The sequence below is a fragment of the Alteromonas sp. R7 genome (assembly GCF_055755235.1).
In genome coordinates this window covers 275,789-288,696 of sequence record NZ_JBVTQX010000007.1, presented here as the reverse complement: position 1 = coordinate 288,696, position 12,908 = coordinate 275,789, and the positions used below count along the sequence as shown (strand labels likewise).

The window sequence follows — 12,908 nt, the reverse complement described above, 5'->3', positions numbered from 1 at the left end:
TGGTGCTTAATCTTTCTTACTCAGCCTGTCTTTTAAAGCTTTCTCTACTACTGGGTGGCAAAAGCCACTCACTGCACCGCGGTGAAGAGCGACTTCTTTTACTAGGGTGGACGAGATAAATGAATTCTCCTCAGCAGGAGTAAGAAAGACACTTTCTAGCTTTGGGTTTAAACGGCGATTCATATTTGCGAGTTGAAACTCGTATTCGAAATCAGAAACTGCGCGTAAACCACGAATGAGAATTGTGGCATTTTGTTCGTCAGCAAAATCAGCCAATAAACCAGTAAACCCCACTACTTCAACATTTGGTAAGTCAGCAGTGACTTTTTTTATCATTTCTACGCGCTCTTCTAACGTAAACAGTGGCTTTTTACTTGGGTTAGAAGCAATCGCTACAATCACATGAGAAAATAACTGAGATGCGCGTTCAATAAGGTCGGCATGACCGTTAGTGATCGGGTCGAAAGTACCAGGGTAAAGTGCTCTAGTGTGCATAAAGTCGAATCTTTTCGTTGTAGAGGGTTTATGTGTTCAACGTGGCTAATGTAACACATTATTAGCTTATACCAATCCGCTTACCACATGTGCTTTTATTACTTCACTGCCTCGCGGTAACCATTCATACACGCTGACCAGTCGCTCTCTTGCCAGTGAAAGACAGGGTTCTTCGCTTTCTCTTTATGTAAAGAACGCAGCAGACGGTCTAAATTACCTTGTTTCCAGCTGTTACCTTGACGCTGCTCGCAGCGATCGAAATCAATAAGCCAAATTTGCTTATCGCTATCAATCATGATGTTTCGAACGTTGGCATCATGATGGTACACCTGACAATTGTGCATAGCTGCTAGCGCTCGGCCAACCTCATACCACTCATCTTTATCCAGTGGTTTATCGCACAGTGCGTGGTGTAAATCTTTGCTATTTGGAATACTTAAAGTAATTAAATCGCCGCGGTAAATCAGGCCTCGGCGGTGTATACGCGCCGCAACAGGAACAGGCACAAGAAGACCTTGTGCTCGCATATATTCGAGCAGCCTGAACTCTTCAAACGGGCGAGAACGCTCAACACCAATAAACATATATTGGTCGCTCAGTACGTTGCCCACCAAGCCACCACGTTTGAAATGGCGTAAAACCCAGCGCTGACCCTCATGCTCAATGAAAATGGTTGTACCACGTCCCTTGGCTTGACCTGTTATTTTGTCTTGAAGCTGCCAAAAGTCGGGGGTAAACATCTCCGCGTTGGGATGACTGACTAAAGTGTCGTCGAAAATAAAGTGGTGCCCAGCACCTATGTCTCGTCGTATTGTCGCCATGTCGCCCACAACTTATGGTAAATTCTTTATTCTAATGATTTATTTTGGTTTTTCAGCAACGACCGCGTTTCAGAGGTAAAAAAGTCTGTTTACGCGCTCATAGTTTTTACGTACTAAGATTATTTGTTGAAATAATGAATCTAATTCAACGTCTTAAGTATAAAAAACTAAGTCGTTATGCTCATACGCGAGTATCGTTGACCATATTCATCATTTTAGAATGAGCATGTTAAATTGCGGCGGCCCGGAGAGTTCTATCTGAAAAATAAGCATTTATTTGGCGCGAATAGGTAATACTCGAGCAAATAGGCTTCACCTAGCGCATGCCAAAAGATACGAACAATAGGAAAAAATACTGTTGATAGACCAGGGCACCATCACAAGCTAATTGTCGCTTAATTTACTTAATTGTAAGGTAAAACTATCAACTATTATCTACACTTAGCGTTGCGAAGTGTTCCTTTGAAATAACAGGGAGTCGTTACTGAATGAAAAAGCCCGCTTTGCGATGGCTATCCACTGTTCTTGCTTATACTCAATTTAGACAGGTGCTATTACTGAATATTGCACTGTTTTCAGGCGTGCCTGCCGCACACGCAGCAGAACTAAACGTCATGGTTAATGAGAGTGTCATGGTTTCAGAGCTAAACCGCTCTGAGCTTCGTCAGATATTTACCGGCCATCGTCAATATTGGAGCGATGGTACCAAAATCACGGTATTTGTATTGCAGGATAACGATGAGCTCCACAAGCAGTTTTGTCGTGAAGTACTTCAGATGTTCCCTTATCAATTATCTCGCTTATGGGATCAAATCACCTATTCTGGGCAGGGCGTTACACCCGTTAGGGTCACGTCTTACCAAGCGTTGATAGAGGCGTTAGAAAGTACCACAGGCGCTATCGGCTATGTTGAACATACCGAAATTGTGAAATTAAGACGCGTAGAGGTAGGAACAGAATGAATAAATACATCGCTCTCGCGTTTGGCATGATAAGCATGCCTGTCCTTGCTTCACAGGGAGATTTTTCGTGGCACGGTTATGTCTCTCAAGGTGTAACTCAGTCACATGGAAGTAACTTTATAACTGACGATAACGCAATAACAGGTGAGCTCACCGAAGTTGGGCTAAATGGTTACTATCGAATAGCGGAAAACATCTCTGTTGCCGGGCAAATTAATTATTTAGACGGCGGGAATCGTTTTGAGCAGGGCGCTCGTTTAGATTATTTGTTTATTGACTGGAAATTGCCTGACTTGCCCGGTAAATGGCAAGGACAAGTCCACATTGGTCGCTTCAAAAATCGCCACTGGCTGTATTCAGTGACCAGAGATGTGCCACAAACACGTTACACGTCTGTTCTTCCCCAGTCTGTGTACTTTGACGGGTTTCGTGACGTTGCTTTAGGAAGCAACGGTATCCAAACCAGTTTCTCACACTATGGTGCTCAGAATATCTGGGAACTAAACTGGAGTTACGGTCGCTCTAATATTAACGACTCCCAGCGAGATTTTTTACTCGGTGACGAAGCAAAAGGCGACATCAAGCAAGACTTTGTTCATCAAGCCAGCGTATTCTGGCAACCGGCTACCATGACATGGAAACTAGGTGCCAGTTGGTTGAATTCTGATTTCAGATACACACCTTCTCAGGATGACAACCGTGTTGCAGGTAATGCAGACATAGAGCGTATTATGTTGTCTGCGCAATACTTTGCAGAAAACTGGGAAGTGTCGGCTGAGCTAATTCGAGAAGTCCAGGATAGCAAAGGGCTATTCTTCCCTGGTTTTGCCTTTAAACGCACGGGCGAGGGCGGTTTTGTTCAGTTTAGGTATTTGTTTAATAACAATGTAAGTGGTCTTATTGGCTACGACACATACATTAACGACAGGTCAGATCGAGACGGAAGGCAGTTAGAGGCTATGACAGGCGGCGTGATCCCCGCCTACTTTGGCTACCAAGATACATATACCCTAGGCTTGCGTTGGGACATTGCACCGAAGTGGCGACTTCAAGGTGAGTATCATTGGGTTGAAGGTGCGACAAGGGTAGTGAGCTTACTGAACTTAGATGTAGCGTCTCATGCCGATAAGCATTGGGAAATGTGGTCAGTGCAATTGATGTATTGGTTTTAAGGGCATTAGATGAAGGTTCAGGTATCTTTCACCACTAAAACCATCACAATTCTATTGGCTATGGTATTAACTGTGGCTGTGGTTATATCAACGGTTCTTATTCAGGAGTCTGACGCTCGAATTCTGCTCCAGCAACGGGAAAACCAAGTCAGTAATCAACGACGGGTTCAGCTTTTTGAAGACATTCTGCACGGCAGAATGATCACGCTTATTGATATCATCAGCCATAAGAGTGGAGGCAACGCAGATAGCCTTGAATCGCTACAACAAACGCTTAGCGGTCTTAGTGAATACCTAACCCTTAACTTTCAAGTTGAATCGCTGTACTTGTTTGACGAACACGGTGTTGTTGGCAAGCCGCTACAGCCAGTAAATAAAACCATTGAAAAGCTAGTGAATACCACTCGGGCGTCATTTGAAAGCCGCTCACTATTGTCCTGTGACTCGGTATGCACGCACTACATTTCTATTCCAATTATGGCAAACGGTGAAACCTTGCCTGTCATCGTTGTGTCCACGTCGATGAGAGAACTGCTATACCTGTTTAGTCGCGCTACCGATGTACACAAAGTTGCTGTCGTCCAGCACAAAGAAACCTCATCTGAGTTGTCAGAATTAAGGGTGGCAAGCCAAGTGTCTGCGGCTAATCGACAGTACTTTCAATCTCTATTTGATGCGTTACCCGAGAATTGGCGAGTTGACGATTTAGTTATTAGAGGCATGAACGTTGCGTTGGAAAATCAGCAGTTGCTGGTTAGTTTATTGCCTTTTAATCACGCATCAGGTGATCATCCTTACTTGCTTATTGTGCAAGACGTGTCGGCCATGGTGCGTCAAAACGAACAATATCAGTACATAGTTATTTCTAGCGCTATTGCGCTATTTTTTATCTTCTCTTCGCTGCTTTACCTTTTCCTAAATCAATACAGAATACGCTTGTTAGATGTAAGCGAACGTTTGCCTATGCTGGCGGAACACAAGTTTAGCGAGTTTTACACCATTGCAGCTAAACGAAGGAAGTCGCCTATTTTCAAATTCACAGATGAATTGGACGTAGTTGAAGACGCGGCAAATAATCTGGCGCGCCAGCTAGAAAGCTTTGACGGACAAATGGCTATTAACACCGCGAAGCTTGAAAAAATGGCGATGTTTGATGTGTTAACCGGACTTCCCAACCGTAATATGCTGACGTTTCAAATAGAAAAGCAGCTAGCTAGTTCAATTCGCGACGATAGGTTAGTGGCACTGATGTTCATGGACCTTGATGACTTTAAAAAGGTTAACGACAGTCACGGTCATGACGTCGGTGATAAACTCTTAAAAGCTGCTGCTATGCGTATTTCTAAGCCGATTAGAGAGTCGGATATTGCATCTCGATTTGGCGGTGATGAGTTTGTTATTTTACTTTCAAATATCGAAAGCAAAAAGCACGTAGATACGGTAGCCAAAAAGCTGATAGAAGAGTTTAAAGAGCCAATCATTGTAGATGGCGTAACCTTTTACGTTTCTATCAGTATCGGTATTGCTATTACCAACCACTCTCGCGCCACGCCAGTAGAACTGCTAAGGCATGCGGATATTGCGATGTACGAAGCCAAAGCCAAAAAAGGGGCGGAGTATCGCGTGTATGACGCCACCATGAACCTTAAAGTAATGCAGAAGGTTGAGCTAGAGTCAGAGGCGCGTGAAGCCCTTAGAGACAATCAGTTTAGCTTAGCGCTTCAGCCCCAAATTGAGATGCACACGGGAAGGCTGGTGGGCTTTGAAGCGCTATTGCGTTGGCATCACCCTAAAAAGGGTAATATTTCCCCGGCCGATTTTATACCGCTTCTTGAAAACACGTCATTCATGCTTGAGCTTGATTACTGGGTAATTACGCGCTCAACTTATTTAATCAGAGAGCTTAAAAATAGCGGCTACCCCGACGTAAAGATGGCGATTAATTTGTCAGCGGGTCAGTTCTTAGACCCGAGTTTGCCTGAATTCTTGCAGCAGCAAATTATCAAAAATGACATAGCGCCCGACCAAGTTTGCTTAGAGTTAACCGAAACGGTATTGGTATCAGATATCAAGCGCGCAACCAGCATCATGCAAAATATTCGCGACATGGGGTGCATGCTGGCTATCGACGATTTCGGCACGGGCTATTCGTCGTTGAGTTATCTTAAATCGTTACCCGCCGACTACATCAAGATTGACCGCTCGTTTGTGGCAAATATCGCCAGCAGTGCTGATGATAGAAATATTGTTCACTCTACGATTTCTATGGTGCGCAACATGGGAATGCAAGTGGTGGCAGAAGGAATTGAAACCAGTGAACAGTACGAGTTGCTGTGTCATTTCGACTGCAACCTAGGTCAAGGCTACCTTATCAGCAGACCTATTCCTGAGGTTAACATTTGGGACGTGTTAAGCGACAAAGTAGAGTTTGGTTTTTGGAAAGAATCCGCCTAGAGCTACTTTACCGTTTCAAAAGGTGCACGCTTCATCAATGTAGTGTGCTGAATAATTTACAAACTTAGTCGACAAACCCATTAAATACAGCGCAAGGGTGTGTACCCTTTACCGCGCTTTCATTAAACTAACGGTTTTAATATACCTACACTCGGAGAATGGCATGTCTGCGGCATTTATTTCTCATTTGCAATCGCAAATTGAAGCCACGAAAGAAGATGGTTTGTACAAAAAAGAGCGTGTTATCACGTCGCAACAACAAGCGGATATTGGTGTTGCTAACGGCGAGCACGTTATTAACTTTTGTGCCAACAACTACCTTGGTCTTGCAAACAATGAAAGCTTGATTGAAGCAGCAAAGAAAGGCCTGGATAGCCATGGTTTTGGTGTAGCATCTGTACGATTCATTTGCGGTACACAAGACATTCACAAGCAGCTGGAAGCCTCTATCAGCGACTTCCTCGGTACAGAAGACACCATTTTGTACCCATCGTGCTTCGACGCGAATGGCGGTTTATTTGAAACGCTATTAGGCCCTGAAGATGCCATTATTTCTGATGCCTTAAACCACGCCAGTATCATTGACGGTGTGCGCCTGTGTAAAGCTAAGCGTTATCGCTACGCCAATAACGATATGGCAGCATTAGAAGAGCAGTTGAAGCAAGCTGATGCCGATGGCGCACGTTTCAAAATTATTGCCACTGACGGTGTGTTTTCAATGGACGGCGTGATTGCTGACTTAGCCTCTATTTGCGACCTGGCCGACAAGTATGACGCCATGGTAATGGTAGACGATTGTCACGCAACGGGCTTCCTTGGCGAAAACGGCAAAGGCAGCCATGAGTATTGTGGCGTTATGGGTCGTGTAGACATCATCACCGGTACTCTAGGTAAAGCACTAGGCGGCGCGTCTGGCGGTTACACCTCGGGCAAAAAAGAAGTCGTAGAGTGGTTACGTCAACGCTCGCGTCCTTATCTTTTCTCAAACTCGGTTGCGCCACCTATCGTTTCAGCATCGCTTAAAGTGTTTGAAATGATGAAAGAAGGTGACGAGCTTCGCGCTAATCTATGGCGCAACGCCAATCACTTCCGTACGCGTATGGAAGAAGCGGGCTTCACATTAGCCGGTAAAGATCACGCTATTATTCCTGTTATGCTAGGCGATGCCCGTTTAGCTAGCGAAATGGCAGACAAGATGCTTGAGAAAGGCATCTATGTTATCGGTTTCTCTTACCCTGTTGTGCCGAAAGGTCAGGCCCGCATTCGTACGCAAATGTCAGCAGGTCATAGCCTTGAACATGTTGATAAAGCGGTAGATGCATTTATTGAAGTCGGCCGTGAATTGGGAGTAATTTCATGAAGTCGCTAGTTAAAGCGAAAGCAGAAAAAGGCATTTGGCTACAAGACACGCCAGAACCTGAAGTAGGACATAATGACCTACTGATTAAAATTCGCAAAACCGCCATTTGCGGCACCGACATGCACATTTACAACTGGGACGAATGGTCTCAGAAAACCATTCCGGTACCTATGGTTGTAGGCCACGAGTATGTGGGTGAAGTCGTTGGTATGGGCCAAGAAGTGAAAGGGTTTGAGGTTGGCGACCGTGTTTCGGGCGAAGGCCATATTACCTGTGGTCATTGCCGTAACTGTCGTGCAGGTCGCGTACATTTGTGTCGCAACACTGAAGGCGTAGGCGTAAACCGCCCGGGCGCTTTTGCTGAATACTTGGTAATTCCTGCATTTAACGCGTTTAAAATTCCAGGCAATATTAGTGACGACCTTGCGTCTATCTTTGACCCGTTTGGCAACGCTGTTCACACTGCACTAAGTTTCGACTTGGTGGGTGAAGACGTGCTGATAACCGGTGCCGGCCCAATAGGTATTATGGCTGCTGCAGTTGCAAAGCATGTAGGTGCTCGTCATGTCGTGGTTACCGACATCAACCCTTACCGTCTTGAGCTTGCTAAAAAAATGGGTGCAACCCGCGCCGTTGACGTAAGCAAGGATGACTTGAAAGACGTAATGAACGAACTTGGTATGACAGAAGGCTTCGATGTGGGGCTGGAAATGTCTGGTGTGCCGGTGGCTTTCAGAGACATGCTGAACAAAATGAACCATGGCGGCAAAATTGCCATGCTGGGAATACCTCCACAAGATGTTGCCATCGATTGGAACCAGGTTATTTTCAAAGGCTTGGTGATAAAAGGTATTTACGGCCGTGAAATGTTCGAAACATGGTACAAAATGGCGAGCTTGCTGCAGAGCGGCTTAGATCTATCGCCTATCATCACACACACCTTTTCTATTGATGACTTTCAGAAAGGGTTTGATACCATGGGGTCTGGACACTCAGGTAAAGTTATTCTGGACTGGCAATAATGACAACATTCTCACACATTAGCGTAAACGACGTTGCAAACTTTCAAGGTGACGTAACCATTGTGGATATTCGCGATCCGCAATCTTTTGCTAATGGACACATGCCTAACGCAGCGCAGCTGAACAACGACAACTTTGCAGCGTTTATCGACCAAACGCCCAAAGATATCCCAGTGGTTGTAGTGTGCTACCACGGCGTAAGCAGCCAGCAGGCGGCCCAAGTCATTGCACAGCAAGGCTTTGAAACCGTTTATAGTATGGACGGTGGCTTCGAAGCATGGCGACTGGCAAATCCGGTAGTCACGGCATAGCGATTTGATAAAGGTGCACAATGTGCACCTTTATTTTTTGCAGCTACTGCAGTATTTCAGTATAAAGAGGTTATATACCGCGCCCTTGGTATATGTCATATCGCATTCATATTCTTCTGTTTCGGGGTAACAACTAGCTTATGGCTCATCCTTTAATTGCGTTCAATCAGCAAAGTCCTGCACATCTTCTCGCCAATTATTTAACCAGTCAGCACATTCAGGCCGCTGTAGTACAGCACGATAAAGAGTTCGTGGTGGTATTAGATAATCACGACCATCTCGACCGCGCAAAAGTTATTGCAGATGGCTTTTTGGCAAACCCTACCGATCCGAAGTACCAGCAAGCAGCATGGGATAATGGCAAGAACGTACGGCTGGCGCCTTCGGGTAATGGCTTTTCCATGGGTAATATCATTGCCGATGCTGTGAAAGCGCCTTTTACCTCGGTGGTATTTATTCTGTGTGTTGCGGTTTATTTACTGTCGTTGTTTGGGCTGTTTGCCCCTATCGCACAGCATTTATTGATGCAGCCATTTTCCATTTTGTCGCAAAATCACGAATGGTGGCGATTACTAGGCCCTGCGTTCATTCATTTTTCGGCGCTACACATTATATTTAACCTACTGTGGTGGGGCATGTTGGGAGCTAAAATTGAACGCATCCTTGGCATGAGCATGCTGCTTATAGTGTTCTTAGTGTCGGCCACTATTTCGAACGCCGCACAAGCCCTATTTAGTGACCCTGTGCAAGGCAATCTGTTCTTGTTTGGCGGCTTGTCTGGTGTGGTGTATGCCGTAATGGGCTTTGTGTGGTGGCTAGGCTGGTTGCGACCAAGTTGGGGCTTGTCGCTGCCAAATTCAATTGTAGGCTTTATGTTGGTGTGGTTGGTACTAGGTTATGCCGATATTTTGTGGGTAAACATGGCGAATGCTGCGCATACAGCGGGGCTTATTTCTGGATGTTTGCTCGCCGGAGCCTTAAGTCTTGGGTCGGGTAAACGCTAGTGGCGTTTTATGTAGCTAAAAGGCGTACGTTAGCCTTTTAGCCCGTTATCTACTTTTAACCGCCTTGGTATAAGTATTTGGTGAAGATAACGTTCTTCACCACTTCGCCGCCCGTCTCTTGCTTCATGTGCTCTTGCAACGCTTTAAGAATAGCGCGGCGAATATCTTCACGACCAGTTAGTGATTTAACTTTCTCTGCCGGTTGCTGGCCGAATATTTCAATGGCAGTAGAGCGCAGTAACGGCATGTGGTGTTCAGCAATTTCAAGCTGGTTAACATCGTGGATCATCAATTCAACTGACACGCGTACATAGCCTAGCTTTTGTGCGCTATCGCTAATGTAGTTGGTAACAATCTCTGGCTCTAAGCCCAAATAAGCATAGTTGGCCTTGTCTTGCGCCACTGCTGCGTTCCAACCAAGAACCAAAAAACTAACCGCAAATACGCGTAAAACTAAAGACTTAAGCATAGTGAAGTCCGAAACACCAAAGTAATAAATTCACTTGGTAGTGTAGCAAAACTCTGATTAAACACACTACTGCAAAAGTTTAACCGAGTGAAAATAATTGAACATGACGTGTTATCATACTAACAGATTCATTATTCGGGCTTTTCGTGTGAGTTTTAATGCCACTTTTCCAGTGGGTTTGGCGGTTGACTGGCAAGCACCTTCTGGCATCACAATTCCTAATGCACAGCTAAAAAACTGGCTGTTAGACACTGGGTCGTTAACCGAGCGAGTACAGTCTTTAAGCAACCACTTTTCTCTGGAGCTTATTGGCCAGCACGAGCAGATTCCTCACGACAATGAACTGTCGTTGTTACTCGACAACGGTGAAACCCATTATCAAGCGCGAGAAATTCTCCTATGTGGCGATCATAAGCCGTGGGTGTTTGCACGTTCTATCATCCCTCAAGCCTTTGTTGACAGCGAGCTTTCAGATCTTGGTCGAGAGCCTTTAGGAAAACGTTTGTTTAACGATAAGCGCTTTACACGCTCAGAGTTTCAACTGTGTACAGTGCCAGCTTCGCAGTTTGGTATTAACAGTAATCAAACCTTGTGGGGCAGGCGCTCGTTGTTTACGTTAGGCAACTACAGCATGATAGTAGCAGAGGTATTTCTTCCTTCCTCACCGGCCTATAGCCGCTCTGCTAAAAACGAAAAGGAAAGCGAAAAGCAATTATGAAGCACAATTGGAACGCCTATGCGCGACTGATGCGCCTTGATAAACCAGTCGGTATTTATCTTCTACTGTGGCCTACCCTGTGGGCGCTTCTTATGGCCGCACAAGGCTTACCACCTTTAGGCATTACGCTCATTTTTGTGGCTGGTGTAGTTGTCATGCGTTCAGCCGGATGTGTGATTAACGATTATGCAGACAGAAAAGTAGACGGTAGTGTAAAGCGAACTGCCCAGCGTCCGCTTGCAACCGGAGAAGTGTCTGCGAAACAAGCGCTACAACTTTTTGGTGCGCTTATCGCTTTAGCATTTGTCTTAGTGTTATTCCTCAATTGGCAAACCATTGCGTTGTCGGTGGTAGCCTTACTCCTAGCAGCAAGCTACCCCTTCATGAAGCGCTATACCAATTTACCGCAGGTGGTATTGGGGGCCGCGTTCGGTTGGGCCATTCCTATGGCATTTATGGCGGTGCTAGAAACAGTACCAGCGTACGGCTGGTGGTTGTTTATTGCTAACTTACTATGGACGGTAGCTTACGACACCATGTACGCCATGGTAGACCGCGACGACGATTTGCAAATAGGCATTAAGTCTACGGCCATATTGTTCGGAAAAAACGACGTGCTAATTGTGATGTTGTTGCAGGGCTGCGCGCTAACTATTCTGTGGTGTATAGGCTTAACAATCAACGCGACATGGCCTTACTACACAGCCGTGCTGTTTTCTGCTTTGCTATGCGTGCGCCAATATCAGCTCATTAAACGCCGACAGCGTGAAGGCTGTTTCACCGCGTTTATTGAAAACCACTACATTGGTTTAGCCATTACGCTTGGTACGGCGCTGCATTTTTGTTTGGTAAGGTAAAACTTACCAACAGCAAACTTCAACCTGTACCAACGTCCCCTTATAACTTATTTATAGCCAGTCTAAAGTATTCACTAGCTTATACAGGAACGCGCTTTAATTACTAAATGTTTTTAAAGCTGTGCACAAATTATGCTACTAAGTGTTATACTTTAGGTGTCGAATGGAATCTATACGCATATATAAATTGAAGTGGTTCAAGAGGTGGGCGAGTAAGGAAGGTTTATCAGACAGCGTGCTAAAATTAGCAATTACAGAAATGCAACAGGGATTAGTTGACGCCGATTTAGGTGCAAACGTGTATAAAAAGCGAGTACCTCTTTTGGGGCAAGGCAAAAGTGGAAGTTTAAGAACCCTCATAGCTTTTCAAGTGGATAATAAAGCCTTTTTTATTTACGGTTTTTCCAAAAGCACCCGCTCTAACATTAGTGTTAAAGAGATGAAGTCTTTAAAACTCTTAGCTAAAGAGCTACTGAACTACAGCGAGGAAAAGCTTAAGAAAGCTATTGATTCAGGTAGTATTGAAGAGGTGAGATAACATGAAAGAAAGCATTTTAGATGTAGTCCATAGTACAGCAAAAGATTTGAGCGAAGCCGGAGTAATGGATAAGCAGACTATGCATAAGTTTGATGCATTATGTTTACCCAAACTCAAGCAATATGATGGACAGCGGATAAAAGCAATACGTGAAAAAGCAAGAGTAAGCCAAGCTGTTTTTGCTGCCTATTTAAATATCACGCCATCTACAATCAAGCAGTGGGAGCAGGGGAGCAAAAAGCCTCGAGGTACTTCTTTAAAGCTTCTGAGCCTTGTTGAGCAGAAAGGTCTAGAGATCTTGATGTAACGTTTCTTTTGTTCTGCGCTTTTGCAAAGACAGAAGAGCATTCTTTATCTCATCGGTTTTAACAAAAAAGCGCCATAAAGGCGCTTTCAGGTTTCTAGAAGTACCAATGTCTACTTTTCTGATAGCTTTGCTTCTAGCTCGGCAATGCGACTTTCCATAGCGTCTAGCTTTTCGCGAGTGCGAATAAGCACTTGGCTTTGAATATCGAACTCTTCGCGAGTCACTAAATCAAGTTTCGACAGCTGCGATTGCAATACTGTTTTCACTCGGCCTTCAGCTTCTTCAGCCATGTTTTTAACGCCTGGTGGTACGGCATCAGCAATTTGTTTCGCTAAATCTTCGAGTTTCTTCGGATCCAACATGGAATTCCCTTATAATGCGCAGCTCAAATTATGAAAGCTATTCTATCGGTATCGAC

General features: G+C 44.9%; 15 protein-coding genes. 11 read left to right on the top strand and 4 right to left on the bottom strand.

Annotated elements, in window-relative coordinates; translation table 11 throughout:
• Positions 1 to 6: 6 nt before the first annotated feature.
• Both coaD and AC0J2X_RS13575 read right to left on the bottom strand, forming a co-directional pair.
• Positions 7 to 495, bottom strand: coding sequence for a pantetheine-phosphate adenylyltransferase (coaD, locus tag AC0J2X_RS13580; protein WP_014947760.1), 489 nt, complete (start codon positions 493 to 495; stop codon positions 7 to 9).
• Positions 496 to 593: 98 nt separating this feature from the next.
• Positions 594 to 1,316 (bottom strand): 3-deoxy-D-manno-octulosonic acid kinase, encoded by a 723-nt coding sequence (locus tag AC0J2X_RS13575; RefSeq protein WP_231513016.1) that lies wholly within the window; start codon positions 1,314 to 1,316, stop codon positions 594 to 596.
• Positions 1,317 to 1,804: 488 nt separating this feature from the next.
• Here AC0J2X_RS13575 and AC0J2X_RS13570 point away from each other — a divergent pair, with 488 nt between their 5' ends.
• The 7 genes from AC0J2X_RS13570 (at position 1,805) to glpG (ending at position 9,601) form a co-directional block, all read left to right on the top strand.
• Complete coding sequence (locus AC0J2X_RS13570) at positions 1,805 to 2,278, top strand: hypothetical protein (protein ID WP_156077648.1); 474 nt, start codon at positions 1,805 to 1,807, stop codon at positions 2,276 to 2,278.
• Entirely contained in the window at positions 2,275 to 3,450 is a 1,176-nt protein-coding gene (locus AC0J2X_RS13565) for a hypothetical protein (protein ID WP_014947763.1), read from the top strand. The genes AC0J2X_RS13570 and AC0J2X_RS13565 overlap by 4 nt, the downstream gene beginning before the upstream one ends.
• A 9-nt stretch (positions 3,451 to 3,459) precedes the next feature.
• Positions 3,460 to 5,904, top strand: a complete 2,445-nt coding sequence (locus AC0J2X_RS13560; protein WP_472996111.1) for a putative bifunctional diguanylate cyclase/phosphodiesterase — start codon at positions 3,460 to 3,462, stop codon at positions 5,902 to 5,904.
• A 163-nt stretch (positions 5,905 to 6,067) separates the two neighbouring features.
• Positions 6,068 to 7,264 carry a glycine C-acetyltransferase gene (locus tag AC0J2X_RS13555; protein WP_014977894.1) on the top strand — a complete coding sequence of 399 codons (1,197 nt, stop codon included), beginning with the start codon at positions 6,068 to 6,070 and terminating at the stop codon, positions 7,262 to 7,264.
• Positions 7,261 to 8,286, top strand: coding sequence for an L-threonine 3-dehydrogenase (tdh, locus tag AC0J2X_RS13550; protein ID WP_069943483.1), 1,026 nt, complete (start codon positions 7,261 to 7,263; stop codon positions 8,284 to 8,286). Before AC0J2X_RS13555 ends, tdh begins: the two co-directional genes overlap by 4 nt.
• Positions 8,286 to 8,597, top strand: a complete 312-nt coding sequence (gene glpE / locus AC0J2X_RS13545; protein ID WP_014947767.1) for a thiosulfate sulfurtransferase GlpE — start codon at positions 8,286 to 8,288, stop codon at positions 8,595 to 8,597. Before tdh ends, glpE begins: the two co-directional genes overlap by 1 nt.
• A gap of 140 nt (positions 8,598 to 8,737) precedes the next feature.
• A complete protein-coding gene (gene glpG / locus AC0J2X_RS13540) occupies positions 8,738 to 9,601 on the top strand; it encodes a rhomboid family intramembrane serine protease GlpG (protein ID WP_069943484.1) in 864 nt (287 codons plus the stop codon).
• A gap of 55 nt (positions 9,602 to 9,656) precedes the next feature.
• On the opposite strand, the gene AC0J2X_RS13535 is transcribed toward glpG, so the two are convergent.
• Positions 9,657 to 10,070 (bottom strand): flagellar basal body-associated protein FliL, encoded by a 414-nt coding sequence (locus AC0J2X_RS13535; protein ID WP_069943485.1) that lies wholly within the window; start codon positions 10,068 to 10,070, stop codon positions 9,657 to 9,659.
• Positions 10,071 to 10,218: 148 nt separating this feature from the next.
• Between AC0J2X_RS13535 and AC0J2X_RS13530 the strand changes: the two genes are divergently transcribed.
• The 4 genes from AC0J2X_RS13530 to AC0J2X_RS13515 all read left to right on the top strand — a co-directional run bounded on the left by AC0J2X_RS13530 (position 10,219) and on the right by AC0J2X_RS13515 (position 12,490).
• Positions 10,219 to 10,788 (top strand): chorismate--pyruvate lyase family protein, encoded by a 570-nt coding sequence (locus tag AC0J2X_RS13530; protein ID WP_014975276.1) that lies wholly within the window; start codon positions 10,219 to 10,221, stop codon positions 10,786 to 10,788.
• A complete protein-coding gene (ubiA, locus tag AC0J2X_RS13525; protein WP_069943486.1) occupies positions 10,785 to 11,645 on the top strand; it encodes a 4-hydroxybenzoate octaprenyltransferase in 861 nt (286 codons plus the stop codon). The genes AC0J2X_RS13530 and ubiA overlap by 4 nt, the downstream gene beginning before the upstream one ends.
• Before the next feature lie 163 nt (positions 11,646 to 11,808).
• Entirely contained in the window at positions 11,809 to 12,183 is a 375-nt protein-coding gene (locus tag AC0J2X_RS13520; protein ID WP_069943487.1) for a type II toxin-antitoxin system RelE/ParE family toxin, read from the top strand.
• Position 12,184: 1 nt separating this feature from the next.
• Positions 12,185 to 12,490, top strand: a complete 306-nt coding sequence (locus AC0J2X_RS13515; RefSeq protein ID WP_069943488.1) for a helix-turn-helix domain-containing protein — start codon at positions 12,185 to 12,187, stop codon at positions 12,488 to 12,490.
• 110 nt (positions 12,491 to 12,600) lie between these two features.
• Here the strand turns inward: AC0J2X_RS13515 and ubiK are convergent, their stop codons facing one another.
• Complete coding sequence (ubiK, locus tag AC0J2X_RS13510; RefSeq protein WP_069943489.1) at positions 12,601 to 12,852, bottom strand: ubiquinone biosynthesis accessory factor UbiK; 252 nt, start codon at positions 12,850 to 12,852, stop codon at positions 12,601 to 12,603.
• Positions 12,853 to 12,908 lie beyond the last annotated feature (56 nt).

Excerpts from the sequence above, each read along its gene's own strand:
- AC0J2X_RS13520 (WP_069943487.1), top strand. The coding sequence starts at position 11,809 with ATGGAATCTATACGCATATATAAATTGAAGTGGTTCAAGAGGTGGGCG.
- ubiK (WP_069943489.1), bottom strand. The coding sequence starts at position 12,852 with ATGTTGGATCCGAAGAAACTCGAAGATTTAGCGAAACAAATTGCTGAT.
- AC0J2X_RS13515 (WP_069943488.1), top strand. The coding sequence starts at position 12,185 with ATGAAAGAAAGCATTTTAGATGTAGTCCATAGTACAGCAAAAGATTTG.
- tdh (WP_069943483.1), top strand. The coding sequence starts at position 7,261 with ATGAAGTCGCTAGTTAAAGCGAAAGCAGAAAAAGGCATTTGGCTACAA.
- AC0J2X_RS13555 (WP_014977894.1), top strand. The coding sequence starts at position 6,068 with ATGTCTGCGGCATTTATTTCTCATTTGCAATCGCAAATTGAAGCCACG.
- AC0J2X_RS13565 (WP_014947763.1), top strand. The coding sequence starts at position 2,275 with ATGAATAAATACATCGCTCTCGCGTTTGGCATGATAAGCATGCCTGTC.
- AC0J2X_RS13560 (WP_472996111.1), top strand. The coding sequence starts at position 3,460 with ATGAAGGTTCAGGTATCTTTCACCACTAAAACCATCACAATTCTATTG.
- AC0J2X_RS13570 (WP_156077648.1), top strand. The coding sequence starts at position 1,805 with ATGAAAAAGCCCGCTTTGCGATGGCTATCCACTGTTCTTGCTTATACT.
- AC0J2X_RS13575 (WP_231513016.1), bottom strand. The coding sequence starts at position 1,316 with ATGGCGACAATACGACGAGACATAGGTGCTGGGCACCACTTTATTTTC.
- ubiA (WP_069943486.1), top strand. The coding sequence starts at position 10,785 with ATGAAGCACAATTGGAACGCCTATGCGCGACTGATGCGCCTTGATAAA.
- AC0J2X_RS13535 (WP_069943485.1), bottom strand. The coding sequence starts at position 10,070 with ATGCTTAAGTCTTTAGTTTTACGCGTATTTGCGGTTAGTTTTTTGGTT.
- coaD (WP_014947760.1), bottom strand. The coding sequence starts at position 495 with ATGCACACTAGAGCACTTTACCCTGGTACTTTCGACCCGATCACTAAC.
- glpG (WP_069943484.1), top strand. The coding sequence starts at position 8,738 with ATGGCTCATCCTTTAATTGCGTTCAATCAGCAAAGTCCTGCACATCTT.
- glpE (WP_014947767.1), top strand. The coding sequence starts at position 8,286 with ATGACAACATTCTCACACATTAGCGTAAACGACGTTGCAAACTTTCAA.